Origin of the sequence: Aeromonas sp. QDB34, from assembly GCF_027705405.1 — a bacterium.
Classification (GTDB): domain Bacteria; phylum Pseudomonadota; class Gammaproteobacteria; order Enterobacterales; family Aeromonadaceae; genus Aeromonas; species Aeromonas hydrophila.
The window spans coordinates 76,802-102,249 of record NZ_JAPDBT010000012.1; the positions used below are offsets into that span (position 1 = coordinate 76,802).

Annotated in this window: 22 protein-coding genes; 13 read left to right on the forward strand and 9 right to left on the reverse strand. The window is 61.0% G+C overall.

Annotated elements, in window-relative coordinates; all coding sequences use genetic code 11:
• Position 1 precedes the first annotated feature (1 nt).
• Together OKC29_RS16020 and OKC29_RS16025 are read left to right on the forward strand one after the other, a co-directional pair.
• Positions 2 to 706 (forward strand): helix-turn-helix transcriptional regulator, encoded by a 705-nt coding sequence (locus OKC29_RS16020; RefSeq protein WP_270669374.1) that lies wholly within the window; start codon positions 2 to 4, stop codon positions 704 to 706.
• A 66-nt stretch (positions 707 to 772) separates the two neighbouring features.
• Complete coding sequence (locus OKC29_RS16025; protein WP_073352271.1) at positions 773 to 1,150, forward strand: VOC family protein; 378 nt, start codon at positions 773 to 775, stop codon at positions 1,148 to 1,150.
• A gap of 116 nt (positions 1,151 to 1,266) precedes the next feature.
• Here OKC29_RS16025 and gyrB read toward each other — a convergent pair whose 3' ends face one another.
• The 4 genes from gyrB to dnaA all read right to left on the reverse strand — a co-directional run bounded on the left by gyrB (position 1,267) and on the right by dnaA (position 7,338).
• On the reverse strand, positions 1,267 to 3,678 hold the full coding sequence (gene gyrB / locus OKC29_RS16030; RefSeq protein ID WP_016348869.1) for a DNA topoisomerase (ATP-hydrolyzing) subunit B: 2,412 nt from the start codon (positions 3,676 to 3,678) through the stop codon (positions 1,267 to 1,269).
• The gene (gene recF, locus OKC29_RS16035) at positions 3,675 to 4,778 is read right to left on the reverse strand and encodes a DNA replication/repair protein RecF (protein ID WP_017410490.1); all 1,104 of its coding nucleotides are present in this window, start codon (positions 4,776 to 4,778) and stop codon (positions 3,675 to 3,677) included. Before recF ends, gyrB begins: the two co-directional genes overlap by 4 nt.
• 2 nt (positions 4,779 to 4,780) lie before the next feature.
• A complete protein-coding gene (dnaN, locus tag OKC29_RS16040) occupies positions 4,781 to 5,884 on the reverse strand; it encodes a DNA polymerase III subunit beta (RefSeq protein ID WP_011704048.1) in 1,104 nt (367 codons plus the stop codon).
• Positions 5,885 to 5,967: 83 nt separating this feature from the next.
• Complete coding sequence (dnaA, locus tag OKC29_RS16045; protein WP_005307141.1) at positions 5,968 to 7,338, reverse strand: chromosomal replication initiator protein DnaA; 1,371 nt, start codon at positions 7,336 to 7,338, stop codon at positions 5,968 to 5,970.
• A 313-nt stretch (positions 7,339 to 7,651) separates the two neighbouring features.
• On the opposite strand from dnaA, the gene OKC29_RS16050 reads away from it, so the two are divergent.
• The 8 genes from OKC29_RS16050 to mnmE all read left to right on the forward strand — a co-directional run bounded on the left by OKC29_RS16050 (position 7,652) and on the right by mnmE (position 13,927).
• Positions 7,652 to 8,410, forward strand: a complete 759-nt coding sequence (locus tag OKC29_RS16050; protein WP_005307144.1) for an amino acid ABC transporter substrate-binding protein — start codon at positions 7,652 to 7,654, stop codon at positions 8,408 to 8,410.
• Positions 8,411 to 9,079: an amino acid ABC transporter permease gene (locus OKC29_RS16055; protein WP_011707929.1), complete on the forward strand. Its 669-nt coding sequence runs from the start codon at positions 8,411 to 8,413 to the stop codon at positions 9,077 to 9,079.
• A 12-nt stretch (positions 9,080 to 9,091) separates the two neighbouring features.
• On the forward strand, positions 9,092 to 9,826 hold the full coding sequence (locus OKC29_RS16060) for an amino acid ABC transporter ATP-binding protein (RefSeq protein ID WP_017410488.1): 735 nt from the start codon (positions 9,092 to 9,094) through the stop codon (positions 9,824 to 9,826).
• 269 nt (positions 9,827 to 10,095) lie between these two features.
• Positions 10,096 to 10,230, forward strand: coding sequence for a 50S ribosomal protein L34 (gene rpmH, locus OKC29_RS16065; protein WP_005307156.1), 135 nt, complete (start codon positions 10,096 to 10,098; stop codon positions 10,228 to 10,230).
• Positions 10,230 to 10,589, forward strand: coding sequence for a ribonuclease P protein component (gene rnpA / locus OKC29_RS16070; RefSeq protein WP_011707927.1), 360 nt, complete (start codon positions 10,230 to 10,232; stop codon positions 10,587 to 10,589). Before rpmH ends, rnpA begins: the two co-directional genes overlap by 1 nt.
• Positions 10,556 to 10,804, forward strand: a complete 249-nt coding sequence (yidD, locus tag OKC29_RS16075; RefSeq protein ID WP_010635605.1) for a membrane protein insertion efficiency factor YidD — start codon at positions 10,556 to 10,558, stop codon at positions 10,802 to 10,804. Before rnpA ends, yidD begins: the two co-directional genes overlap by 34 nt.
• A 5-nt stretch (positions 10,805 to 10,809) precedes the next feature.
• On the forward strand, positions 10,810 to 12,456 hold the full coding sequence (gene yidC / locus OKC29_RS16080) for a membrane protein insertase YidC (RefSeq protein WP_011707925.1): 1,647 nt from the start codon (positions 10,810 to 10,812) through the stop codon (positions 12,454 to 12,456).
• 109 nt (positions 12,457 to 12,565) lie between these two features.
• Positions 12,566 to 13,927 (forward strand): tRNA uridine-5-carboxymethylaminomethyl(34) synthesis GTPase MnmE, encoded by a 1,362-nt coding sequence (gene mnmE / locus OKC29_RS16085; protein WP_073348552.1) that lies wholly within the window; start codon positions 12,566 to 12,568, stop codon positions 13,925 to 13,927.
• 71 nt (positions 13,928 to 13,998) lie between these two features.
• Here the strand turns inward: mnmE and fhuB are convergent, their stop codons facing one another.
• The 5 genes from fhuB to OKC29_RS16110 all read right to left on the reverse strand — a co-directional run bounded on the left by fhuB (position 13,999) and on the right by OKC29_RS16110 (position 21,555).
• Positions 13,999 to 15,981 carry a Fe(3+)-hydroxamate ABC transporter permease FhuB gene (gene fhuB, locus OKC29_RS16090; protein ID WP_073348553.1) on the reverse strand — a complete coding sequence of 661 codons (1,983 nt, stop codon included), beginning with the start codon at positions 15,979 to 15,981 and terminating at the stop codon, positions 13,999 to 14,001.
• Positions 15,978 to 16,904, reverse strand: a complete 927-nt coding sequence (locus tag OKC29_RS16095) for an ABC transporter substrate-binding protein (RefSeq protein WP_073348554.1) — start codon at positions 16,902 to 16,904, stop codon at positions 15,978 to 15,980. Before OKC29_RS16095 ends, fhuB begins: the two co-directional genes overlap by 4 nt.
• An 18-nt stretch (positions 16,905 to 16,922) precedes the next feature.
• Positions 16,923 to 17,687, reverse strand: a complete 765-nt coding sequence (locus tag OKC29_RS16100) for an ATP-binding cassette domain-containing protein (protein ID WP_073348555.1) — start codon at positions 17,685 to 17,687, stop codon at positions 16,923 to 16,925.
• Positions 17,688 to 17,709: 22 nt separating this feature from the next.
• Positions 17,710 to 19,368, reverse strand: coding sequence for a multidrug ABC transporter permease/ATP-binding protein (locus tag OKC29_RS16105; protein ID WP_073348556.1), 1,659 nt, complete (start codon positions 19,366 to 19,368; stop codon positions 17,710 to 17,712).
• A 78-nt stretch (positions 19,369 to 19,446) separates the two neighbouring features.
• On the reverse strand, positions 19,447 to 21,555 hold the full coding sequence (locus tag OKC29_RS16110; protein WP_162275556.1) for a TonB-dependent siderophore receptor: 2,109 nt from the start codon (positions 21,553 to 21,555) through the stop codon (positions 19,447 to 19,449).
• Positions 21,556 to 21,938: 383 nt separating this feature from the next.
• Between OKC29_RS16110 and mioC the strand changes: the two genes are divergently transcribed.
• From mioC to rsmG, 3 genes are all read left to right on the forward strand, one after another.
• Positions 21,939 to 22,388 (forward strand): FMN-binding protein MioC, encoded by a 450-nt coding sequence (gene mioC / locus OKC29_RS16115; protein ID WP_043126228.1) that lies wholly within the window; start codon positions 21,939 to 21,941, stop codon positions 22,386 to 22,388.
• 509 nt (positions 22,389 to 22,897) lie between these two features.
• Positions 22,898 to 24,787, forward strand: a complete 1,890-nt coding sequence (gene mnmG, locus OKC29_RS16120) for a tRNA uridine-5-carboxymethylaminomethyl(34) synthesis enzyme MnmG (protein ID WP_017410470.1) — start codon at positions 22,898 to 22,900, stop codon at positions 24,785 to 24,787.
• A 20-nt stretch (positions 24,788 to 24,807) separates the two neighbouring features.
• The gene (rsmG, locus tag OKC29_RS16125) at positions 24,808 to 25,434 is read left to right on the forward strand and encodes a 16S rRNA (guanine(527)-N(7))-methyltransferase RsmG (RefSeq protein ID WP_024946269.1); all 627 of its coding nucleotides are present in this window, start codon (positions 24,808 to 24,810) and stop codon (positions 25,432 to 25,434) included.
• Positions 25,435 to 25,448: the final 14 nt, after the last annotated feature.

Genomic DNA, 25,448 nt, shown 5'->3' on the forward strand with positions numbered 1-25,448 from the left:
CATGTCCCGTTCAGAACGCCTGCTGGCCCTGCTGCAACTGCTGCGCGGCCACCGCTACGCCATCACCGGCAGCGAGCTGGCCAGCCAGCTTGGCATCAGCCTGCGCACCCTCTATCGGGATATCGCCACCCTGCAGGCACAGGGCGCCCACATCGAGGGGGAAGCGGGCATCGGCTATGTGCTGCGCCCCGGCTTCATGCTGCCGCCGCTGATGTTCAGCGAAGAGGAGCTGGATGCGCTGGTGCTGGGCTCACGCTGGGTGGCGGCCCATGCCGACCATGCCCTCAGTACCGCCGCCAGCAGCGCGCTGGCCAAGATAGAGGCCGTGCTGCCCGCCGACTATCGCCAACAGCTGCATGCCAATGCCCTGCTGATCGGCACCTCTCGCGGTGACAGCCCCGTCGATGAGGCTCCGCTGCGCAGCGCCATCCGCCAGCAGCGCAAAGTGACCCTGAGCTGTCGGGATCTCAAGGAGGAGAGTTCGGAGCGCACCATCTGGCCCTTTGCCCTCGGCTACTTCGACCAGGTGCGGGTACTGGTGGCCTGGTGCGAGCTGCGCCAGAGCTTTCGTCACTTTCGGGTGGACAGGATCAGCGCGATGCGGCTGGAGGCGGAACCTTATCCGGGCAATCGGGAGCGGCTGCTCAAGGAGTGGCGCGCCAGCCAGCAGATCCCGCAGCCCAGATTCATTGCTGACAGAAACTGACAGCAGGCAGCGCCATGCTGACGGGGTCGGCGCCGATGCGCCATCTCATCAGCAAGGAGCATCACCATGTTAGTCCCCCAGTTCACCATCCTCTACGTTGCCAACCCGGCCCGCAGCGCGCTCTTCTATCGCGAGCTGTTCGGACGACCACCGGTGGAAGAGTCCCCCACCTTTGCCATGTTCGTGTTCGAATCGGGCGCCAGACTGGCACTCTGGTCCAGCGCCACGGTCGAGCCCGCCGTGACCCAAACGGCCGGGGCCATGGAGCTGGCCTTCGCCCTCCCCGATGATGCCACCGTCGATCGCCAGTCTGCCGAGTGGCAGGCACGCGGGCTCACCCTGATCCAGGCACCAACCTGGATGGAATTTGGCTACACCTGCATGGCGCTCGATCCGGATGGTCATCGTCTGCGCCTCTACTGCCCGGCCCCCGAACTGGGCTGAGCCGGCACCATCAAGACGGAGCCATGTTTCACGTGGAACGTGCCACCTCCTTCGCCAGAAAAACAAAAAGCCGCTCACAGGGAGCGGCTTTTTTATATCGAACTGACAGCGTCGAATTAGACGTCGAGGTTGGCCACGCGCAGGGCGTTGGTCTCGATGAAGTCACGGCGTGGCTCAACGGCATCACCCATCAGGGTGGAGAAGAGCTGGTCGGCACCGACGGCGTCGTCGATGGTGACGCGCAGCATGCGACGGGCTTCCGGATCCATGGTGGTTTCCCACAGCTGGTCCGGGTTCATCTCGCCCAGCCCTTTATAGCGCTGGATGTAGATGCCACGCTTGCCTTCGCCCATCAGCCACTCGACCGCTTCGACGAAGCTGGCGACCGGCTTCACCTTCTCGCCACGCTTGATGTAACCGCCTTCCTCGATCAGGTTGGCGATCTCCTTGCCCAGTGAGACCAGCTGACGGTACTCGGAGGATTGCAGGAAGTCGTAGCTGAGCGGGTATTCGCGGTCAACCCCGTGCTGGCGTACCACGGCGTGCGGCACGAACAGACGGCGCTCTTCGTCGTGGCGCACCTGCATCTGGTACTGGATGCCGTGGTTGCTCTCGTTGAGCACGGCTTCCATGCTCTGGCACCAGGCCAGCAGATCGCTCTCGCTGCTCAGCAGAGCTTCGTTCAGCTCCGGCTGATAGATCAGCTGGGTCAGTACGGCTTCCGGCGCGCGGCGGGACATACGGGTGATCAGGTGAGTCACCGAGCGATGCTGGTTGACCAGACGCTCCAGCGCCTCACCACCGATGGCCGGGGCAGACTCGTTGACGTGCAGGGTCGCACCATCCAGCGCCATGGCAGTCTGGTACTGCAGCAGCGCATCTTCGTCTTTCAGATACTGCTCCTGCTTGCCCTTCTTCACCTTGTAGAGCGGCGGTTGGGCGATGTAGACATAGCCACGCTCGATGATTTCCGGCATCTGACGATAGAAGAAGGTCAGCAGCAGGGTACGGATGTGCGCACCATCGACGTCCGCATCGGTCATGATGATGATGTTGTGATAACGCAGCTTGTCCGGGTTGTACTCGTCACGACCGATGCCGCAGCCCAGTGCGGTGATCAGGGTGCCCACCTCCTGGGAGGAGATCATCTTGTCGAAACGGGCCTTCTCCACGTTCAGGATCTTGCCCTTGAGCGGCAGGATGGCCTGGTTCTTCCGGTTGCGACCCTGCTTGGCGGAACCGCCAGCAGAGTCCCCTTCCACTATGTAGAGTTCGGAGAGAGCGGGGTCTTTTTCCTGACAGTCAGCCAGCTTGCCGGGCAGACCGGCGATATCCAGCGCGCCTTTGCGGCGGGTCAGTTCGCGGGCCTTGCGGGCCGCCTCACGGGCACGTGCCGCATCGATGATCTTGTTGACCACGATCTTGGCATCGCCCGGGTTTTCCAGCAGGAAGTCGGCCAGCTTCTCACCCATCGCCTGTTCGACCGCGGTCTTCACTTCGGAAGAGACCAACTTGTCCTTGGTCTGGGAGGAGAACTTAGGGTCAGGCACCTTGACGGAGATAACGGCAATCAGACCTTCACGCACGTCGTCGCCACTGGCGGCAGACTTGGCCTTCTTGCTGTAGTCCTCTTTGTCCATGTAGGAGTTCAGAGTACGGGTCAGTGCGGTACGGAAGCCCACCAGGTGGGTACCACCATCGCGCTGCGGAATGTTGTTGGTGAAGCAGTAAACCCCTTCCTGATAGGCGTCGTTCCACTGCATCGCCACTTCGACGCCGATGCCGTCCTGCTCGGTGGTGAAGTGGAACACTTTCGGGTGGATCGGGGTTTTGTTCTGGTTCAGGTATTCGACGAACGCCTTGATGCCGCCTTCGTAGCAGAAGTGCGCCTCGCGGCCGTCACGCTCATCCAGCAGGCGGATGGAGACGCCGGAGTTGAGGAAGGAGAGCTCGCGCAGGCGCTTGGCCAGGATCTCGTAGTGGAACAGAGTATCGCTGAAGATGGTCGGGCTCGGCCAGAAGCGAACTTCGGTCCCGGTGCCGGTGCTGTCGCCAATCTGCTTGAGCGGTGCCTGCGGCTCACCCAGGTGATAGGTCTGCTCGTAGACATGGCCGTTGCGACGGATGGTCAGCAGCAGCTTGTCAGAGAGGGCGTTTACCACGGAGACGCCGACGCCGTGCAGACCACCGGAGACCTTGTAGGAGTTGTCGTCGAACTTGCCGCCCGCGTGCAGCACGGTCATGATGACTTCGGCAGCGGAGCGACCCTCTTCCGGGTGGATGTCGACAGGAATACCACGACCGTTGTCACGGACGGAGACGGAACCGTCGGAATGGATCTTGACCTGAATATCGGAGCAGTAGCCGGCCAGAGCCTCGTCAATGGAGTTGTCGACGACCTCGAACACCATGTGGTGCAGACCCGAGCCATCATCCGTATCGCCGATATACATCCCCGGGCGCTTGCGGACCGCATCCAGGCCCTTCAGTACCTTGATATTCGAGGAGTCGTAAGTATTTTCACTCATAGCTTACTCTCTGCCTTCTCTAACGTTTCGGAGATCTTGCCTTGTTCCACGTGGAACAACTTGCAGTCATTCGCATCCATCATGTCTGCGAGCTGACCGGTGTCGATGGCGGTAATGAATACCTGGGACGCACACTGCTTCAGCCTTGCGGCCAGCAACCGGCGCTTGTCGACATCCAGTTCAGAGGCAAAATCATCAATTAAAAAAATACAGCCACGGCTGCTATGTTGATTCAAATAGAGCCCTTGGGCCAGTCGCATGGCACAGACCAGCAACTTCAACTGACCCCTGGACAAAATATCCTGAGCGGGGACGCCGTTCGCCTTGAGTCGCACATCGGCCTTCTGTGGGCCTACTCCTGTGTAACCCAGCGCCCGATCCCGCTCAAACCCCGCCTCCAGCAATTCATTGAGCGGGGTATCTTTTTCCCAGCCTCGATAGAATCCAAGACTGATATCGAATTCCGGCAAAAAATCCGCCGTCATCTCCTTGATCAGGGGCGTAATGGCCTGACAATAACTGGCGCGAAACTCGGCCAATTCACCGCCCAGCCGTACCAATTCCTGATCCCAGTACGCCAGCTGGCGATACTGGCTGCTCTGACGCAGCAGCGCATTGCGCTGTTTCAGCAACCGCCGCACTCGCCCCCACAGGGAGAAGAAGGTCGGCTCCTGATGAAAAACACCCCAGTCGAGCCAGGCCCGACGAGCCTGTGGCCCGCCGGTCAGCAGATTGAAGCCATCTGGATGGATCAACTGCACCGGCAGCAATTCGGCCAGCTCGGCCAGACGCTGGGCCTGGGCACCGGCGATCTTGAGCTGGGTCTCGCCACTCTTGTCTTTGGCAAGACCGATCGGCACCTGGCGCCCTTCCAGTTCGCACTGGGCGAACAGGGTAAACGCCCTCTCCCCCTGGCGGATGACCCGCCCGGTCAGGTGAGTACGAAAGGAGCGACCGAGACCGAGGTAGTGAATGGCTTCCAGCACGCTGGTCTTGCCGCTGCCATTGCACCCGACCAGGATATTGAGGCCGGGCGACAGCGCGAGACTGGCCTGCTGGATATTGCGAAAGTCGCTGAGCTGGAGTTTGACCAGGGACACGACTAGATCCGCATCGGCATTACCACGTACTGAGCATCCTGACTGTCAAAATCCTCAATAATGGCGCTGCTGATGGAATCGCTCAGGCTGATCCGGATTTGGTCACATTTTAACGTATTCAGCACGTCCAGCACATACGAGACGTTGAAACCAATCTCCATCTCGCCGGCTTCGTATTGTACGTCAAGCAGCTCTTCAGCTTCTTCCTGTTCCGGGTTGTTGGCGGTGATGCGCAGCAGGTTTTCCTGCAGATTGAGACGCACCCCACGGAATTTCTCGTTGGAGAGGATGGCGGCACGGGCAAAGGCCTGGCGCAGATCCTCACGACCGGCGATCAGGGCCTTGTCGCTGTTGCGCGGAATGACGCGGCGCCAGTCCGGGAAGCGGCCATCCACCAGCTTGGAGGTGAAGATGAAGCCGTCGAGGGCGGCACGCAGGTTGCTGCGGCCGATCTGCAACCGTACCGGCTTGTCTTCCGCTTCCAGCAGGCGCACCAGTTCCAGCACGCCCTTGCGCGGCAGGATAACCTGATGATCGGGCAGCGATTCCGTTACCACCTCGCGGCGGCAGGTCGCCAGCCGGTGACCATCAGTCGCCACGGTACGCAGGCCGTGGCCCTCGCTCTCGAACAGCATGCCGTTCAGGTAGTAACGCACGTCCTGGCTGGCCATGGAGAACTGGGTGGCATCGATGAGCTTTTTAAGCTCCAGCTGGCCGATGTCGAACTCGAGCACGGATTCCCAATCCTCGATGTTCGGGTATTCGGTGGCCGGCAGGGTCGACAGGTTGAAGCGGGAGCGGCCGGAACGGATGATCAGACGCTCGCCTTCGGTATTGAGGCGAATGTCCGCCCCCTCCGGCAGACCGCGGCAGATGTCCAGCAGCTTGCGCGCCGGCACAGTGGTGCGGCCATCCTGACTGTCGCTGTTGAGATAGACCTGACCGATCATCTCCACTTCGAGGTCGGTCCCGGTCAGTGACAGCAAACCGTTGCTCACATCCAGCAGCACGTTGCCGAGGATTGGCAGGGTCGGCCGGCCACCGAGGGCACCGGACACCAGTTGCAGAGGACGTAACAGGGCCTCACGGCTAATTTCGAGCTGCATCTGTGCTCTCCGTTGTTATTAGGAGGAAAAGGTTCGGATCAGGTTGGAATATTCGAACTGCATCTGTCCACTCCGTTCCGTTGTCAGGAAGAAAGGGTACGGATCAGGTTGGAATAGTCTTCCTTGATGTCGTGACTCTCTTCCTTCAGCTGCTCGATCTTGCGGCAGGCATGAAGCACGGTAGTGTGGTCACGACCACCAAAGGCATCACCTATCTCCGGCAAGCTATGGTTGGTCAGCTCCTTGGCCAGCGCCATCGCCAGCTGGCGTGGGCGGGCAACGGAGCGGGAACGCCGCTTGGAGAGCAGATCCGCCAGCTTGATCTTGTAGTACTCCGCCACCGTCTTCTGGATGTTGTCGATGGTGACCAGCTTCTCCTGCAGCGCCAGCAGGTCGCGCAGCGCTTCGCGCACGAAGTCGATATTGATCGCCCGACCGGTAAAGTTGGCGTTGGCAATCACCCGGTTGAGGGCACCTTCCAGCTCACGCACGTTGGAGCGCAGCCGCTTGGCGATGAAGAAGGCCACTTCGTCCGGCAGGTGGATCTGGTTCTCGTCCGCCTTGCGCATCAGGATCGCCACCCGGGTTTCCAGCTCCGGCGGTTCGATCGCCACCGTCAGGCCCCAGCCGAAGCGGGACTTGAGACGATCTTCCACCCCGTTGATCTCCTTCGGATAACGATCCGAGGTCAGGATGATCTGCTGGTTGCCTTCGAGCAGGGCGTTGAAGGTGTGGAAGAACTCCTCCTGGGAGCGCTCCTTGTTGGCAAAGAACTGGATGTCATCGATGAGCAGGGCATCGACGCTACGGTAATAACGCTTGAACTCTTCAATGGCGTTATTCTGCAGCGCCTTCACCATGTCCTGCACAAACCGTTCGGAGTGCATGTAGATGACCTTGGCGTCCTGCTTGCGCTCCTTGATGGCATTGCCGACGGCATGCAGCAGGTGGGTTTTGCCCAGACCGGTGCCGCCATAGAGGAACAGGGGGTTGTAGGCCCCGCCCGGATTGTCGGCAACCTGACGGGCAGCCGCACGGGCCAACTGGTTGGACTTACCTTCGACGAAATTCTCGAAGGTATAGTTCACGTTGGTGTTGCTCTTGTGGTTCGGCTCGGGTTTGGCCTCGGCCTTGCTTTCCCAGCTCTTCTGCGAGTTATTCACAGGATCCGCACCCCGCGCCGGCGCTCTGGCGACCGCGACGGGATGGGGACGATTACCGATGTCAAAACGCAGAGTGGGGCCGTCGACCCCGCAGAGTTCATTGATGATGCCGTTCACCCGGATGAGATACTTGTCTCGAACCCAGTCCAGAACAAAGCGATTCGGTGCATACAGGGTCAGAGTATTGTCACTCAACTCCGCTTGAAGCGGCCGGATCCACATGCTGAATTCTGCCGAGGGCAACTCATCTTGCAGCCGGTTAAGGCACTGCTGCCATAGCGAAGCAGTCACTCTAAACTCCCGTCGATTGATTAACTAAAGACCGGCTATTCTACGTTTTTAGCGGCTGGATCTCTAGCCGCGACCTCGCGGATCCAGCAAATAAGATCCTTGACTTTCAAGGATCCAGCAACGCCGAATCCGATTTCATCCCCAAAGTTACCCACAGCCAGATCCATCGACAGGGGCACCAAAGATCCAGACCTGAAGCGGTTATTTTATATAACCAAATATCATTTATTCTTTAGCTTTTATTCCAATAACATCAGCGCAAATCCAGTGTTTACAACTAAAAATACAGAACAACAGAGAGAGAGGAATCCCCATGACGTCATCCATCAAGCTGGTCTCCGGCGCCGCCATTCTGCTGGCCGCCCTGTCCGGTCAAGCCATCGCCCAGGAAACCATCAAGGTCGGCATGTCCGGCAAGTACTTCCCGTTCACCTTCGTCAAGCAGGACAAGCTGCAGGGCTTCGAGGTGGATATGTGGAACCAGATCGGTGAGCGCACCGGCTACAAGGTCGAATTCGTGACCGCCAGCTTCTCCGGCCTGTTCGGCATGCTGGAAACCGGCCGTGTCGATACCATCTCCAACCAGATCACCATCACCGACGAGCGCAAGGCCAAGTACGCCTTCTCCCAGCCCTACGTCTATGACGGTGCCCAGATCGTGGTCCGCAAGGGCAACAGCACCATTCACGGCATCAAGGATCTGGAAGGCAAGAAGGTCGCGGTGAACCTGGGCTCCAACTTCGAAGAGCTGCTGCGCAAGAACGACCCGAACAAGAAGATCGACATCCGCACCTATGACTCTGCCTTCGAGCAGGATGTCGCCCTGGGCCGGATCGATGCCTTCGTGATGGACCGCGTCTCCACCGCCCAGCTGATCAAAGAGTCCAAGCTGCCGCTGCAGCAGGCCGGCGCACCGTTCGAAACCATCGAGAACGCCCTGCCCTTCCTGAAGACCCCGGAAAAGCAGGCGCTCCTGAAGAAGGTCGACGATGCCCTCACCGCCATGCGCAAGGACGGTTCCCTGCGTCAGATCTCTGAAAAATGGTTCGCTTCCGACATCACCGACAAATAAATGATGGAATTTGACCTCGAATACACGCTGGGGCTGTTTCCCATCCTGCTCAAATATCTGGGCACCACGATGGAGATGGCCCTGTGGGGATTCGTCCTGGCACTCGTACTGTCGCTGGCCCTGGCGATAGTACGGGTGTTTCGCGTTCCCGTGATCCACTGGCTGGCGATGCTCTATATCTCGTTTTTCCGGGGTACACCGCTACTCGTCCAGCTGTTCCTGCTCTATTACGGGCTGCCGCAGCTGTTCCCCATCTTCGTGGGAATGGATGCCTTTACCGCCGCCATCGTCGGCCTGACCCTGCACTTCGCCGCCTACATGGCCGAATCGATCCGCGCCTCCATCATTGGCATCCACAAGAGCCAGATGGAAGCCGCCCTCAGTATCGGCATGAGCCGCTACCAGGCGATGCAGCGGATCATATTGCCGCAGGCGGCCCGCATCGCGACGCCATCGCTGATGAACTACTTCATCGACATGATCAAGAGCACCTCGCTGGCCTTTACCCTGGGGGTGGCCGAGATCATGGGCAAGGCGCAGATGGAAGCCTCCTCCTCCTTCAAGTTCTTCGAGAGCTTCATGGCGGTGGCGCTGGTCTACTGGGTGGTGGTGATCTTCTTTACCCGCTTGCAGCATCTGCTGGAAGTCCGTCTCAACCGTGCCTATTAAAGGAGGGCTCTCATGATCAAGCTAACCGGCCTGTCCAAGGCATATGACGGCAATCAGGTGCTGAACAGCATCGATCTGGAGGTGAAAAAGGGGGAGATAGTGGTCATCATCGGCCCCTCCGGCACCGGCAAGTCGACCCTGCTGCGCTGCCTCAACCTGCTGGAGACCCCGGATGCCGGCAACCTCGCCATCGACGACCTGCAGCTCAACCTGGCCAGGGCCAGCGAGCAGCAGGCGATAGAGCTGCGCAAGCGGGCCTCCTTCGTGTTCCAGAACTACGCCCTGTTCGCCAACAAGACGGCGCTGGACAACATCGCCGAAGGGCTGATCACCGTCTGGAAACAGCCGAAGGCAGAGGCCCGTGCCACCGCCCTCGGCATCCTCAAGGACATCGGCCTCGCCGACAAGCAGGACGCCTATCCGGCTTCCCTGTCGGGTGGTCAGCAGCAACGGGTCGGCATCGGCCGAGCCATGGCCGCGCACTCCAAGGTAATCCTGTTTGACGAGCCCACGTCGGCACTCGACCCCGAGTGGGTCGACGAGGTACTGGGCCTGATGAAGGAGCTGGCCCGCCAGCACCAGACCATGGTGGTGGTAACCCATGAGATTGAATTTGCTCGAGATGTTGCCGATCGGGTGATCTTCATGGAGGGGGGCCGGATCGTGGAGCAAGGCCCGCCGGATCAGATATTGGTCGATCCGCAGGATCCCCGTACCCGGGAGTTCCTGCGCAAAGTGCTTAAATAGCTCTCTCTTTGGCGGCATTGCCGCCTTTTTTATTGGAGGATCCTTGTTAAACCCCGGGTTGCCAGTATAATCCGGAGCCCTCGATCCTCTGGATCCTCACTGCCGGTTCGGGCCTTTGCAAGGTCAGGGCAGGAAGAGAGGGAACGGCGGATTGACTAAAAGCCGAACTCTGTTTAGAATTCGGCCTCTTTTGCTAGTCGTCACACGCTATAGCTGGCGCGTCGGCTAAGTGTGACAATCAAAACTGTACAGAAATACGGAATCGAATCATGAAACGTACTTTTCAACCGTCCAACCTGAAGCGCAAGCGCTCTCACGGTTTCCGCGCCCGCATGGCAACTGCCAACGGTCGTAAAGTTCTGGCCGCTCGTCGTGCCAAGGGTCGTGCCCGCCTGGTAGTCTAATGCCTACCCAGCACACCTTTTCTCGGGAGTTACGTCTGTTAACTCCCGAACACTTCAAACGCGTTTTCGCCGAGCCTGTCCGGGCCGCTTCTCCGCAAATTACGCTTCTCGCCTGTCCCAATACCCTCGAACATCCTCGCCTTGGTCTCGCTGTGCCCAAAAAAGCACTCAAGCGTGCCGTCTGGCGCAACCGTGTAAAACGGGTGGTTCGGGAAAGTTTCCGCCTCAATCAGGCCAATCTGCCCGCTATCGACATCGTCGTGATCGCCAAGGCTGGTGTGAAAGAGATGGATAACGAGGAACTGTTCAAGTTACTGGAAAAGCTATGGCGCACTCTGTCACGCCGTTGCAATGGGTAGCTGTCAAACTGATACGCCTGTATCAGCTAATCATTAGCCCGCTGCTCGGGCCGCGCTGCCGTTTCACTCCGACTTGTTCCCAATTTGCGATAGAAGCAATCCGACTTCACGGTTTCATAAAAGGCGTTTGGTTAGCCAGCAAACGTCTATTAAAATGCCATCCCTTATCCGAGGGTGGTTATGACCCGGTTCCGCAACCAAAGCGAAGAAACTGAAGACTATGGAATCACAACGCAATCTCATCCTGATCGGTTTGCTGTTCGTGAGCTTTTTGCTCTGGCAACAGTGGGAGTCCGACAAGGCTCCGAAGCCGGCCCCGACTACCGTGGCCCAAACCGAACATTTCGTACCTGAAGCCGGTCAGACCGGTGATATTCCTCAGGTTTCCGAGCAAGCCAATGCGAACACCGCACGCAAGCTGATCACCGTCTCCTCCGACGTGCTCAAGCTGACCCTGGATACCCAGGGTGGCGACATCGTCTCTGCCGATCTGCTGGCCCACAAGCTGGAAGAAGGCAAGGATCAACCGTTCGTACTGCTGACCAGCCAACCTGAGCACCTCTATGTTGCCCAGAGCGGTCTGGTTGGTCGCAATGGTCCTGACAGCCAGGCCCAGGGTCGTCCCACCTACGAAGCCGCCCAGACCAGCTACCAGCTGGCCGATGGTCAGGATCAAGTCGTCGTACCGATGACCTGGACCGACAGCAAGGGCGTGGTCTTCACCAAGGAGTTCGTCCTCAAGCGTGGTGACTACGCCGTTGGCGTCGATTACAAGATCGACAACAAGTCCGCCGAGCCGGTCCAGGTACAGTTCTACGGTCAGCTGAAGCAGACCGTGACTACCCCGAAAGACCAGCAGGGTCATGCCATGGTGGCCAGTGCCTACCGTGGTGGTGCCTTCTCCAGCGAAGATACCCGCTACAAGAAGTACACCTTCGACGAGATGAAGGATGCCGACCTGAACAAGACCACCAAGGGTGGTTGGGTCGCCATGCTGCAACACTACTTCGTCTCTGCCTGGGCACCGAATGCCGACGATACCAACAGCTTCTACAGCCGCGTGATCCCTGGCAAAGACCAGGCCATCATCGGCTACAAGGCGCCGCTGGTTGACGTGGCTGCCGGCCAGCAAGCCGAAGTGACCAGCAAGCTGTGGGTCGGTCCCAAGCTGCAAGACCAGATGGCCAAGGTGGCAAACCACCTCGACCTGACCGTCGACTACGGCTGGCTCTGGTTCATCGCCCAGCCGCTGCACTGGCTGCTGACCGTGTTCCACGGTTTCGTCCAGAACTGGGGTGTGGCCATCATCATGCTGACCCTGCTGGTACGCGGCATCATGTTCCCGCTGACCAAGGCCCAGTACACCTCCATGGCCAAGATGCGCATGCTGCAGCCCAAGCTGGCCGCACTGCGTGAGCGCTTCGGCGACGATCGCCAGAAGATGTCTCAGGGCATGATGGAGCTGTACAAGAAGGAGAAGGTCAACCCGCTGGGTGGCTGTCTGCCGATCCTGGTGCAGATGCCGATCTTCATCGCCCTCTACTGGGCACTGATGGAATCCGTTGAGCTGCGCCACGCGCCGTTCGCCCTGTGGATCACCGACCTGTCGGTGAAGGACCCCTTCTTCGTGCTGCCGATCCTCATGGGTGCGTCCATGTGGTACCTGCAGAAGATGAGCCCGACCACCATCACCGACCCGATGCAGCAGAAAGTGATGCAGTTCATGCCGATCATCTTCACTTTCATGTTCCTCTGGTTCCCGGCAGGTCTGACCCTGTACTGGCTGGTGAGCAACGTCATCTCCATTACCCAACAGACCATCATCTACCGTCAGCTGGAGAAGAAAGGCCTGCATACCCGCAGCTAATCGCTCCCGATGGCAAGATGGATGACAAAAGAGGCGGCCTTCGGGCCGCCTTTTTTATTACAATGACCCCACTGCTGTGAACCATCAGCGAACACATGAGCCAAGCAAGATGACTACAGATACCATCGTGGCCCAGGCCACCGCCCCCGGCCGGGGTGGCGTCGGCATAGTCCGCGTCTCCGGTCCCGCCGCCGAACAGGTCGCCAAGATAGTGCTCGGCAAGCTCCCCCGGGTGCGTTATGCCGAATATCTGCCGTTCAGGGATGAGCAAGGCCAGCCGCTGGATCAGGGCATCGCCCTGCTGTTCAAGGCTCCCAACAGCTTCACCGGCGAAGATGTGCTGGAGCTGCAGGGCCACGGCGGCCCGGTGATCATGGACATGCTGGTGCGCCGCATCCTGCAGATAAAAGGGCTACGCCCTGCCCGCCCCGGCGAGTTCAGCGAACGCGCCTTCATGAACGACAAGCTGGATCTGGCCCAGGCCGAGGCCATCGCCGACCTTATCGAGGCGTCCAGCGAGCAGGCGGCCCGCAGTGCCATGCACTCCCTGCAGGGGCAGTTCTCCGGCAAGATCCAGCAGCTGGTGGAGAGTCTCACCCGGCTGCGTATCTATGTGGAGGCCGCCATCGACTTCCCGGATGAGGAGATCGATTTTCTCTCCGACGGCAAGGTGGCGGGCGATCTCTACGCCATCATGGCGGAGCTCGACGACGTACGCGGGGAAGCCAAGCAAGGCGCCCTGCTGCGGGAAGGGATGAAGGTGGTGATCGCCGGTCGCCCCAACGCCGGCAAATCCAGCCTGCTCAACGCCCTGTCCGGCCGCGAGTCCGCCATCGTCACCGAGATCGCCGGCACCACCCGCGACGTGCTGCGCGAACACATCCATCTGGATGGCATGCCGCTGCACATCATCGACACCGCCGGTCTGCGCGATACCCAGGACAAGGTGGAACAGATCGGCATCGAGCGTGCCTGGGCCGAGATTGAGCAGGCCGATCGGGTGCTGTTCATGGTGGATGGCACCACCACGGATGCGGTCGACCCGCGTGAGATCTGGCCGGAATTTGTTGATCGGTTGCCAAAAAAGATCGGCCTCACCGTGGTGCGCAACAAGGCCGACCTGACCGGCGAGGATCTGGCACCGAGCCAGGAGCAAGGCCACGCCGTCTACCGCATCTCCGCCAAGACCGAGCTGGGGCTGCCCGCCCTGCGCGAGCACCTGAAAGCCTGCATGGGCTTCCAGGGCAACACCGAAGGGGGCTTCATGGCCCGCCGCCGCCACCTGGATGCGCTGGAACGTGCCGCCGAGCGGCTGCTGGTGGCCAAGGAGCAGCTGGAGGTGTTCGTGGCCGGCGAGCTGGTGGCCGAAGAGCTGCGCCTCGCGCAGGAGTCCCTCTCCGAGATCACCGGCGAGTTCAGCTCCGACGATCTGCTGGGTCGCATCTTCTCCAGCTTCTGCATCGGCAAATAACGCCGCACGGCAGGCAATAAAAAGCCCGGGCTCATCCCGGGCTTTTTATTGCGCGTTTTTCATCCACCAACCTAGAGGCGGCGCAGGCACCACATGAAGTAAGCGCCCCCTAACAAGGTGGAGACCAGCCCCACCGGCACCTCCTGCGGGAACAGGATTTGCTGACCGATCCAGTCCGCTGACACCATCAGCAGGGCGCCGGAGACGGCGGCACCGAGCAGGTGCCAGCGTGCCCGCACCAACCCCATCAGCTTGGCCATGTGCGGTGCCAGCAGACCGACGAAGGAGAGCGGTCCCACCACCAGGGTCGCGCTGGCGGTCAGCACGGCCACCAGCAGCAGGATGGCGAGCTGGGCCCGGTTGAGCCGAATGCCGAGCGCGGCGGCCACCGCCGGCCCCATCGGCAGCAGATCGAGCCAGCGACTGAGCAGCAGGCAGGCTGCCAGCAGCGTCAGCGCCAGCACGACCAACCCACTGGCAAGCGGCAGGGTGACGTAATAGGTGGAGCCGGACATCCAGGAGAGCAGTTGCTGCACCCGCAGGTCACCGTTGGCCAGCGCGATGGCCTGCAGCGGCTCGAACAGCGCCGTGATGGCGATGCCGGAGAGCAGCAGCCGCTCTGGCTGGAAGCCGTGGCTGCGATTGACCAGCAGCAACAGCAGCAGGCAACCGAAGGCACCGAGCAGGCCGCCGGCCAGCATCATGGGCAGTGGCAGTGCGGGCAGCAGCAGCGCCGTGGCAATCACCCCCATGAAAGTGCCACCACTCACCCCCAGCAGCTCGGGGCTCGCCATGGGGTTGCTGCTGACCCGTTGCAGCAGGGTGCCCGCCAATGCCAGCAGCACGCCCGCCGCACCGGCCGCCAGGGTGCGCGGTAGCCGCCACTCCAGCTGGGCCTGCCAGCGCAGCCAGCTCGGCCAGTGCCAGCCGTCCATCCCCTGTCCAAACAGCAGGGAGGCGATCACCGCCAATACCAGCCCCATCAACATCAGGCCGACAAGGCGGGCCGGCGCCGGGTGGCGGGCCACCAGCAGGGCGGCATTCGCCTTTGGCGTGCCCGATTTGATGCCCAGGTGCGGGATCAGCCACAGCAGCAGTGGTGCCCCCAGCAGGGCCGTCATGGCACCGGTCGGGATGAGCACAGAGCCGCTGCGGCTCAGGGATTGCAGCAGCAGATCGGTAGCCGCCAGCAGCAGAGCACCCAGTACCGGGGCCCACAGCAGCCGCAGGGCCAGTTTTCTCACCCCCAGCAAGCGCACCAGGGCGGGCGCGGCCAACCCGATGAAGCCGATCAGCCCCACCACGCTCACCACGCAGGCGGTGACGAACACCGCCAGCCCCAGCCCGGCGAAACGCAGGTGCGAAAGGGAGACCCCCAAGCTGCGGGCGCTGGCATCGTCCAGCTCCAGCACCGCCAACGGGCGCACCAGCACCGCGGCCAGCACGCCGGCCAGCAGCAGACGGGGCAGCAGGTAGCTCACCCCGCTCCAGCTGTTCTGCACCAGCGAGCCACTGCCCCACACCAGCAAGCCTTTCAGCTCCTCCTGAAAGAACAGCAGGAGCCCCATGCTGATGGCTGCCAGATAGAGGTTGATCACCAGCCCGGCAAAGACAATGACCACCGGATTGAGCTGGCGACGCCAGGCCAGGGCAAACACCAGCCCCATGGCGAGGCTGCCGCCGGCCATGGCGATCCACTCCCGCCCCAGCAGCAGCCAGGAGGGGGCAAACAGGGTCACCATCATCAGCGCCAGCTGGGCACCGGAGGCCACCCCCAGGGTGGTGGGCGAGGCCAGCGGGTTGCGCAGCACCTGCTGCATCAGGGTGCCCGCCAGCCCGAGGGCGGCGCCGGCCAGCAGGCAGATGGCAAGGCGAGGCAGCCAGCTGAAGTGGACCACCGCCTGGCTGGCATCGGTCAGATCCGGCGACAACAGGGCCGCGAGCCAACGTGCCACCGGCAACTGACCGGTCAGCTCCCAACCGGCGAGCGCCAGCGTCAACCCCAGCAGCAGGCTGACGGGCAGTCGCAGCGGCAATGGAAAAATCTGGTTCATTGCAGCCCCTCCCCGCTTTGCCCATCCCGCTGCAGCGCAGTACTGAGCTGCACGGCGAAGCGGCGCGCCGCCAGCACGCCGCCAAAACTCCACACCGCAGGCAGATGCAGCACGGCAGCCGCCCTCACCTGTGGCAGCTGTTGCCACAAACCGGGCTCCTGCAGCCGCTCGCTCACCCCGACCGGGATCGGATCGACCACCACCAGCCGCGCTTGCGGCAGCGCCATCAACTGCTCCAGGCTGGCCACGGCAAATCCCCAGGCATTGGTTTCCCCCTGCCAGCCATTGCGCAGGCCGAGCCGCTGCATCACTGCCTCGAACAGGCTGTGGTGGCCAAATACCCGCACATGGCGCTCATCGATAAACTGCACCACCAGCAGGGGCGGCAGATCTTCGGGTAATGTGGCCCGCATCTGCGCCAGATCCTGGTCCAGCCTGGCCAGCAGTTGCTCGGCCTCGGCGGTCTTGTTCACCAGCGCGGCTATGGTCAGGGTCGCCTCGTGCAGTCGCTGCCACAGATCGGCATCCGGCTCGTAGAGCGCGATGGATTGCACCGGTGCGATGCGGGAGAGAGTCGGCGCCAGCGGTGCCGCCAGCGGAGAGATGAGGATGCGATCGGGTTTGAGCTCGGCCAGCAGCTCGCGGTTGGGCTGGGCGCGCTGGCCAATGTCCACCACGGCGGCCGGCAGCAGCGGTTCGCCGACCCAGGCGCGGTAGGAGCCGACATCCCCCACCGCCAGCGGCGTCACCCCGAGCGCCAGCAGGGTTTCCGCTATGGTCCAGTCAATGGTGGCAATGCGGGGTACCGACTTCACAGCATCGGCTTGAGAGAGGTCTGCAGCGGCAGGCATCGCTGGCTCGGCCTGCAACATGAGCGGAGCCAAGAGGCAGCAGAACCAGCCAACTTTCTTGAATAAAAGCATCGAGATAACAAGCCTTATCTAAACGATGGCGATGGCATGGTCATGGGCCGGGTGGCGAATGACCTCCATCGGGATGCCATAGATGGCGTGCAGGGTCTCGCCGGTCATGATCTGTTCGGGTTCGCCGTGGGTGAGCAGGCGGCCGGAGTGCAGCGCCACCAGCCGATCGCAGAAGCGGGAGGCCATGTTGATGTCGTGAATGACAATGATGACCCCGAGCTTGAGCTGGCGGCTCAACTGCTTGACGAGCGTGAGCACCTCCACCTGATGAGCCACGTCCAGCGCGGCCAGCGGCTCGTCCAGCAGGATGAAACGGCTCTCCTGGGCCAGCAGCATGGCCAGCCACACCCGCCCCCGCTCGCCGCCGGAGAGGGTATCCACCAGCCGGTCGGCAAAGCGTTCGGTATGGGTCAGCGCGATGGCCCGTTCGACCTGGCGGTGATCCTCCCCCCCCATCCGGCCCAGCAGGCCGCGCCAGGGGTAGCGACCCATCTCCACCAGCTCCCGCCCGAGCAGGTTTTCGGCGCTCGGCAGATGCTGGGGCAGATAGGCCACCTGACGGGCGAAGTCGCGTGCCCCCCACGCCGACAGCGGCTTGTCATCGAACCGGATCTCGCCGTCACTGAGCGGCTGCTGGCGTGCCAGCAGCTTGAGCAGGGTGGATTTGCCCGAACCGTTGTGGCCGATGAGGCCATAGACCTTGCCCTGCTCGAAACAAAGATCGGTGGGGTGCAGCAGCGTGCGGTCATTGACCGCGAAGCTGGCTGATTTCATCTCAAACATAAGCGGTTCCTGTTGGCCGGGTTCAAACCGGCACCTCTGCATTCAAGTCACAATCCAGATGGGCGACCGCATCGCGGCTCACCTGCTCGCGCCGCTCGCCGGTCAGCTCGCTGAGCCGGCCCTGGCGCATCTCCAGCAGCCGGTCGGCCTGGGAGAAGTAGAGATCGTCGTGGCTGATGGCGATCACCGTCTTGCCCATCTCCTTCAGGCGCGGCAACAGCAGCTGATAGAAGATGCGGCGGAATTGGGGATCCTGATCCGCGGCCCACTCGTCGAACAGCATCACCTCGCGCTGCTCGGCCAGCGCCAGCAGCAGGGCGACCCGCTTGCGCTGCCCCTGGGAGAGATCGATATCGGCGATGAAGCCATCTTCGATGGTGAGCTTGCTGCCCATCTGCAGCCGCTCCAGCCACTCGGCCACCAGCTCATCCTTGGGTTCCGGCCCCAGCAGGTGCTGGAACAGGTGATAGTCGGTGAAGATGGCGGAGAAGAGCGCCAGATAGGCGTTGCGATCGGTGATCGGCTCCCCATCCAGCAGGATCTGACCCGCTACCGGCTGATAGAGGCCTGTCAGCAGCATGGCCAGGGTCGACTTGCCGGAGCCGTTGCCACCGATGATGAAGATCTGCTCTCCCTTCTCGATGGTGAGGTTGATCGGACCGACGGCGAAACCGCCCTCCCCCTGATAGTGAAAGCTCACCTGCTCCAGCTCGATGCGCTGCCAGGCGCGGGGCGCGGACGGCAGCGGGAAGTCGGCGTCCGGTGCGGCCAGATTGAGCGCCGCAATCTTGTCGAACGCCACCTGGGCGGAGAGCAGGGTCGGCAAGGCGCCAATGCCCTGCAGCAAGGGGGTACGCAAGAACAGCAGGGTCAGCGCGAAGGTGGCGGCCACCCGGGTGTCGGCCCAGCCCAGCCCGTTGGCCAGGAAGAAGACCAGACCGATGGCCCCCAGCATCATGATATTCGACCAGTTCACCGCGCTCAGGTGATAGGTGTCGGCGCGGATGATCTGCTGGCGGTAGTCCTGCGCATTCTGCTGATAAAGCTGGTGGTAGACGAAGTGGGCCCGCTCGCGGTTGAGTGCCAGCTCCTTGCTGCCGGCGATGATGGCCTGATAGTTCTGATAGAGCCGATCCTCGGCCTCACGCATGTGGGAGAGATGGCGATAGACCCGGTTCACCAGCAGCCAGCCCACCACCATGGTGAAGGTGACCCAGAGGGTGGTGACGCCGAGCAGGGCCGGCGACAGCCAGCCGAGGTAGAGGGCCGACCCCAGGGTGAGCACCAGCCCCTGCACCAGCTCCGGCAGGCGCACGAAGGCGATGGTGATCTGGCCGATGTCGCTGGAGAGGGAGGCCAGCAGCGGCCCCTGGCCAATCTGGCGCAGACGGGCCACATCGGTATCCAGCAACTGCTTGAGCAGGCGCCCGCGCAGCCGGTAGACGAAATGATGGCCGAGGGTGGTCAGCGCCAGCTGAGAGCCGAGCGTGATCACCAGCAGCAATAAGATGAGGCCGATCAGCTGGCCGAGCACCGGCAGCGGATCGCCGACGGATTCGACGAGAGACTGATTGATAAAGGCAATGACACCAATCCCGCTGAGGGCACTGAGCAGGCTGAGCAGGGTAATGGCGATGAAGGGCCAACGATATTGGCGATAAACCAGAGACAAGAGTTCCATAACGGACCGGTATTCCAGAGAGATCAGAGCACTGCAGGTGAAAAGAAGGGCGGGAACCAGGTTCCCGCCCCACTTCGATTACCAGCGGTAGTTGATGCTGCCCACTACGCTGCGCGGCTCGCCGTAGTAGCAGTAGTAGTCGCAGCTGGCCACGTAGGTATCACCCAGCAGGTTGTTGACGTTGAGCTGAGCCCGCCAGTTCTTGGCAAAGTCATACCCGATCATCGCATCCCACACGGTATGGGCCGGCACCTCGGCCGAGCCATAGATGGGGGTGTAGTCCGCATTCACGGCACCGATGCCGACGCTGGAACCGACATAGCGCACGCCGCTACCCAGTTCCAGACCGGAGACCGGACCCTGCTGCACCTTGTAGTTGCCCCAGAAGGAGGCTTGGTGGCGCGGGATCAGACTGGCACGGCGATCGCCCTTGCCGGTGTCGTTGGTCTTGGCATCGGTATAGGTGTAGGCGGCGGTCAGGCGCAGCGCCTCAGTGGCCTGCACGCTTCCTTCCAGCTCGACCCCCTGGGAGATCACTTCACCGGCCTGGGTCTGCTGGCCGGAACCGGTGGAGACCAGCGAGTTGGTCTGCTCCAGATCGAACAGGGCCAGGTTGATGTAGCCATCGAGGAAGCTCGGCGCGTACTTGACCCCAGTCTCGTACAGGGTGCCCTTGAGCGGTTTGTAGGACTGGCTGGTGTTGGGGTCGATCCCCGGCAGTACCTCGAACGACTCGGCATAGGCAATATAAGGAGAGAGACCGTTGTCGGCCAGGTACATCAGGCTGCCGGAGAGGGAGAGCTCGTGATCATACTGCTTCTCGTTCTTGCCCTTGGCTTCGCTGATGTTGTGGGTCTCCACGTAGTCGAAGCGACCGCCGCCGGTCAGCAACCAGCGATCGTCCCAGCGGATCTGGTGCTGGGCGTAGAGGCCGCTCTGGCCCTTGGTGCTCTTCTGGTGGGTGGCAGTAGATTCATCAAAACCGGGGAAGCCGCTGTAATCCGGGTTCATGGTATTGATGGAGCCCATGCCGTAGTTGTCGGCCTCCTGGCCTTCATTGACATGGCGCTGCAGATCCACCCCCAGCAGCAGGGTTTGCTCGGTGCTGTCGGTGTTCCAGTAACCCACCATCTGGTTGTCCATGGTGGCGCTCTTGGTATTGCCATCACGGTAAACCAGGCCACGGAAGGCAGTAGTGCCTTCATAGGTCGGGAAGATATAGGTCTGGCGCAGCAGCAGATCGTTGTAGTTAAAGCGAACGTTCTGCTTGAACTCCCAGGTCTGGTTGAGCTGGTGAGCCAGCTCGTAACCGGTGGAGATCTGGGTGTTGCGGTTGCGATCGTAATCCGGCTGGCTCAGGTTGGTGCTGGGATCGATCTGGCCACCGCTGGTATTGAGGGTGCCGTAAACCGGGAAGAAGCCGTTGGTCGGCACCCCTTCGTCGTGCAGGAAGCTGGCCAGCAGGGTCAGGCTGGTACGATCCGAGAGATCGAAGGTCACACTCGGCGCCAGATAGACGCGATCGTTGTAGGTGCCGTCCAGCACGCCGTCACGCTCTTTATAAAGAGCAACCATGCGGTAGCGGCTGTTGTCGGTCAGCGCATCGGAGACATCCACCCCGATCTGGCGGTGATCCCGGCTGCCGAGCTGCAGATCCAGCAGCCCCTGCGGGGTGGCGGTCGGCCGCTTGCTGATGGCATTGATCACGCCGCCCGGAGGCGCCTCGCCGTAGAGGATCGAGGCCGGCCCTTTCAGCACTTCCACGCTCTCCAGGCCGAACGGCTCCGGCGTCCAGACATAGTAACCGGTGCCGAACAGGCGGTTGCCATCCAGATAGGAGGCGGCATCAAAGCCACGCACCTTGAACCAGTCGGTATTGTTGTCGGAGCCATAGAGGCCGCTGAGCACGCCGGAGCGGTAGCGCAGGGACTCGTCAAGCTGCTGCACGGCGTGCTGATCCAGGTCCTCGCGGTTGACCACGGAGACGGCGCGAGGCGTCTCGGCCATCGGTACTTCCACCTTCATGGCGGTACCGGTGACCACCATGGTCTCGCTGGCCTTGGGCAGTTCTTTCGGTTGTTCGGCCGCCAGCACGGGCAGGCTGGCCAACAGGCAGGAGAGCGGCAACAGTTGCTGTGCGCCTCTCTTTCGCATTGCTGCGATGGGGGTGTCTTTTTGCGCAATCATAGTAAGTGTCTCAAATATCAATGAGTTGTTTCTGATTTCTTATTATTGGTGCCCGGTCATGCCGGTAGCCCGGTTCCTCAGGCGAATAAAGCAGCGACATGCTACTACAGGAGCCATGATCGAATCGATTCAATAATTGCTAATCATTTGCATCTGCATTGTTACTTAACGTATCAAGGCGTCGATTGAGCAGCATATGAAGAGGGGGAGCCGATCTTTTTCTGCCAGTCGGCAAGAAGGCGTCAACGGTGCGTCGGGGATCCCCATTGAGGGGCAAAAAGCACCGAGGATCCATTATCCCCAAGCTTTATCCATATTTATCCACACCCTTTGGCGGTAGAATCCGGCTTTCCCTCGCTTCGTCAGAAATCAGGATCCATTCCATGGCCAAACTCAATCTCGTCGTCGGTTCCATGCTGGGAGCCGCCGAATATGTCGCAGACCACGTCGCCAGCTTGCTGGAACAGGCAGGCCATCAGGCCGAGATCCACAATCCGGCCAGCCTGGCCGAGGTGCTCGCCGAGCCCGAAGCCATACTGCTGGTGGTCACCTCGACCCACGGTGCCGGCGATGTGCCGGACAACCTGCAGCCCTTCGCCAAGGATCTTGCCGAGCAGCATCCGGATCTTAAAGCATTGAAATATGGCGTGATCGCGCTGGGTGACAGCAGTTATGACACCTTTTGCCAGGGCGGCAAGACGCTGGATCGACTGCTGGCCGAGTGCGGCGCCAGCCGGATTGGAGATCGTCTGGACATCGACGTGACCCAGCACGAGATCCCGGAAGATGCCGCAGAAGGCTGGATCCGGGACTGGTTGGCATTGATCGCCTGAATGGAAGCGGGAGATCCGGTAAAAAAGGCCTTGATCTCCCCGCTTATCCCCAGATCGCTATCCACCAGGTTATTAACAGATGGATCCGGATAAGTTGTTCTACGCCGTTACCCACAACGCAGCCGGAAAATGTGTATAACTATGGTGTAAAACTCTGTAAAACCTATAGTTATCCATGTATGAGATCCAGAGCGGCAAGCCTCTGTGCATAAAACCCCTTGTTATCCCCCAGTTCACCGGGCCAGGATCCAAGCTTTTCCACAACCTGGGATCGTCTTTAACACGATGATCTTTATGATCAAAAAGTGCTTATCAACAGAAGTGGCGGATCCTAATAAAAGATCCAATAAAAGATCGATCTAAAGATCCTTAAGATCTATTTAGTGGATCCTCCCTCCATACTGAACGCTAAGTAGACGTTCCCCTCAGGGCGTGAAACAGATAGAATGTTCCGCCCTTCAGCCCAGGCAAATAAAGATCTTCAGGCGTGCAGATCAAGGTGATCCCCAATGCAATACCATGAACAATTTGATGTGATCGTCGTTGGCGGCGGTCATGCAGGAACCGAAGCAGCAACAGCGGCAGCCCGGATGGGGCTGAATACCCTGTTGCTGACCCACAATATCGATACGCTGGGACACATGTCCTGTAATCCGGCGATCGGCGGGATCGGCAAGGGACACCTGGTCAAGGAAGTAGATGCCCTCGGCGGGATCATGGCGCGCGCCATCGATCTTGGCGGGATCCAGTTCCGCACCCTCAACTCCTCCAAAGGACCGGCAGTGCGCGCCACCCGTGCCCAGGCGGATCGCCTGTTGTACAAGGCCGTCGTACGCCAGATGCTGGAGAACTACCCCAACCTGAAGATCTTCCAGCAGGCCTGTGACGATCTGATCATGGACGGGGATCGGGTTGCCGGCGTGGTCACCCAGAGCGGGATCCGTATCAGTGGCAAGACGGTAGTACTGACCGTCGGCACCTTCCTGAACGGCCTGATCCACATCGGGATGGAGAACTACAAGGGCGGCCGCGCCGGGGATCCTCCCTCGATCGCCCTCGCCCAGCGCCTGCGTGAACTGCCGCTGCGCATCGATCGTCTCAAGACCGGCACACCGCCGCGCATCGATGCCCGCAGCGTCGATTTATCGGTGATGCAGGCCCAGTACGGCGACGATCCGCGCCCGGTCTTCTCTTTCATCGGCGACGCCAGCCAGCACCCGCGTCAGGTGCCCTGCTACGTTACCCATACCAACGAGCGTACCCACGAGGTGATCCGCAACAACCTGGATCGCAGCCCCATGTACGCCGGGGTGATCGAGGGGATTGGGCCGCGTTACTGCCCGTCGATCGAGGACAAGATCACCCGCTTTGCCGACAAGACGGCGCACCAGATCTTCGTCGAGCCGGAAGGCCTGACCACCCACGAACTCTACCCGAACGGGATCTCCACCAGCCTGCCGTTCGACGTGCAGGTGCAGATCGTCCGTTCCGTGCGCGGCTTCGAGAATGCCCACATCACCCGTCCCGGCTACGCCATCGAATATGACTTCTTCGATCCGCGGGATCTCAAGGCCAACATGGAGAGCAAGTGCATTCCAAACCTGTTCTTCGCCGGCCAGATCAATGGCACCACCGGCTATGAAGAGGCCGCCGCCCAGGGTCTGCTGGCCGGCCTGAACGCCGGTCTGCGGGCGCAGGAGAAAGATGCTTGGCATCCGCGCCGGGATCAGGCCTACATCGGCGTGATGATGGACGATCTCTCTACCCTGGGGACTCGCGAGCCCTACCGCATGTTCACCAGCCGCGCCGAATATCGCCTGCTGCTGCGCGAAGACAACGCCGACCTGCGTCTGACCGGCATCGGTCGTGAACTGGGTCTGGTGGACGACGAGCGCTGGGGCAAGTTCAACGCCAAGATGGAGCTGGTGGAGCAGGAGCGTCAGCGCATGCGCTCGACCTGGATCCACCCGCAGCATCCGTCGCTGGAGGCGGTCAATGCCCTGGTCAACACCCCATTGACCCGCGAGCAGAGTCTGGAAGAGCTGCTTCGTCGCCCCGAGGTGACCTATGAGGCTCTGATGGCCATCGAGGGGGTCGGTCCGGCCCTGCCCGATACGGCCGCCGCCGATCAGGTGGAGATCCAGATCAAGTACGCCGGCTACATCGAGCGCCAGCACGACGAAGTGGAGAAGCAGCTGCGCAACGAGAACACCCTGTTGCCGCTGGACATGAACTACCGCGACGTCAACGGCCTCTCCAACGAGGTGATCGCCAAGCTCAACGATGCCAAGCCGCAGACCATAGGTCAGGCGTCCCGCATCTCCGGCATCACCCCGGCGGCCATCTCCATCCTGCTGGTTCATCTGAAAAAACACGGCCTGCTGCGTAAAACCGCCTGAGGATCCTACCGTTGCAAAACATGCTGGAAAGATTGAACGGCCTGCTCATGCAGGCCGGAATTGTTATCACCGATACCCAAAAGACCCAGTTGGTTCAGCTTGTCGAGTTGCTGCACAAGTGGAACAAGGCTTACAATCTCACCTCGGTACGAGATCCGGACGCCATGCTGGTCAAGCATATCCTCGACAGCCTGGTGGTGAGCCAGCACCTGCACGGTGAGCGCTTCATCGATGTGGGCACCGGCCCGGGCCTGCCCGGCCTGCCGCTGGCGATCATCAACCCGGACAAGCAATTCGTGCTGCTGGACAGCCTGGGCAAGCGGATCAACTTCATCCGCCAGGTGATCCTGGAGCTGGGCTTGACCAACGTGACGCCGGTCAAATCCAGGGTCGAGGAGTATCAGCCCGAGGTCGGATTTGACGGCGTGCTGAGCCGGGCATTTGCCTCGCTGGAAGACATGCTGAACTGGTGTCACCATCTGCCGTCGGCCCAGGGCAGCTTCCTGGCGCTCAAGGGACAATTCCCCGAGCAGGAGCTGGCCCAGTTGCCCGCCAACATCCATCTGGTCGCCTCCCATCAACTGGTGGTACCGGAGCTGGAAGGCGAACGTCATCTGCTGGAATTCAAACATATCCAGCCCGAATAGGGTCGCAGTTTCAT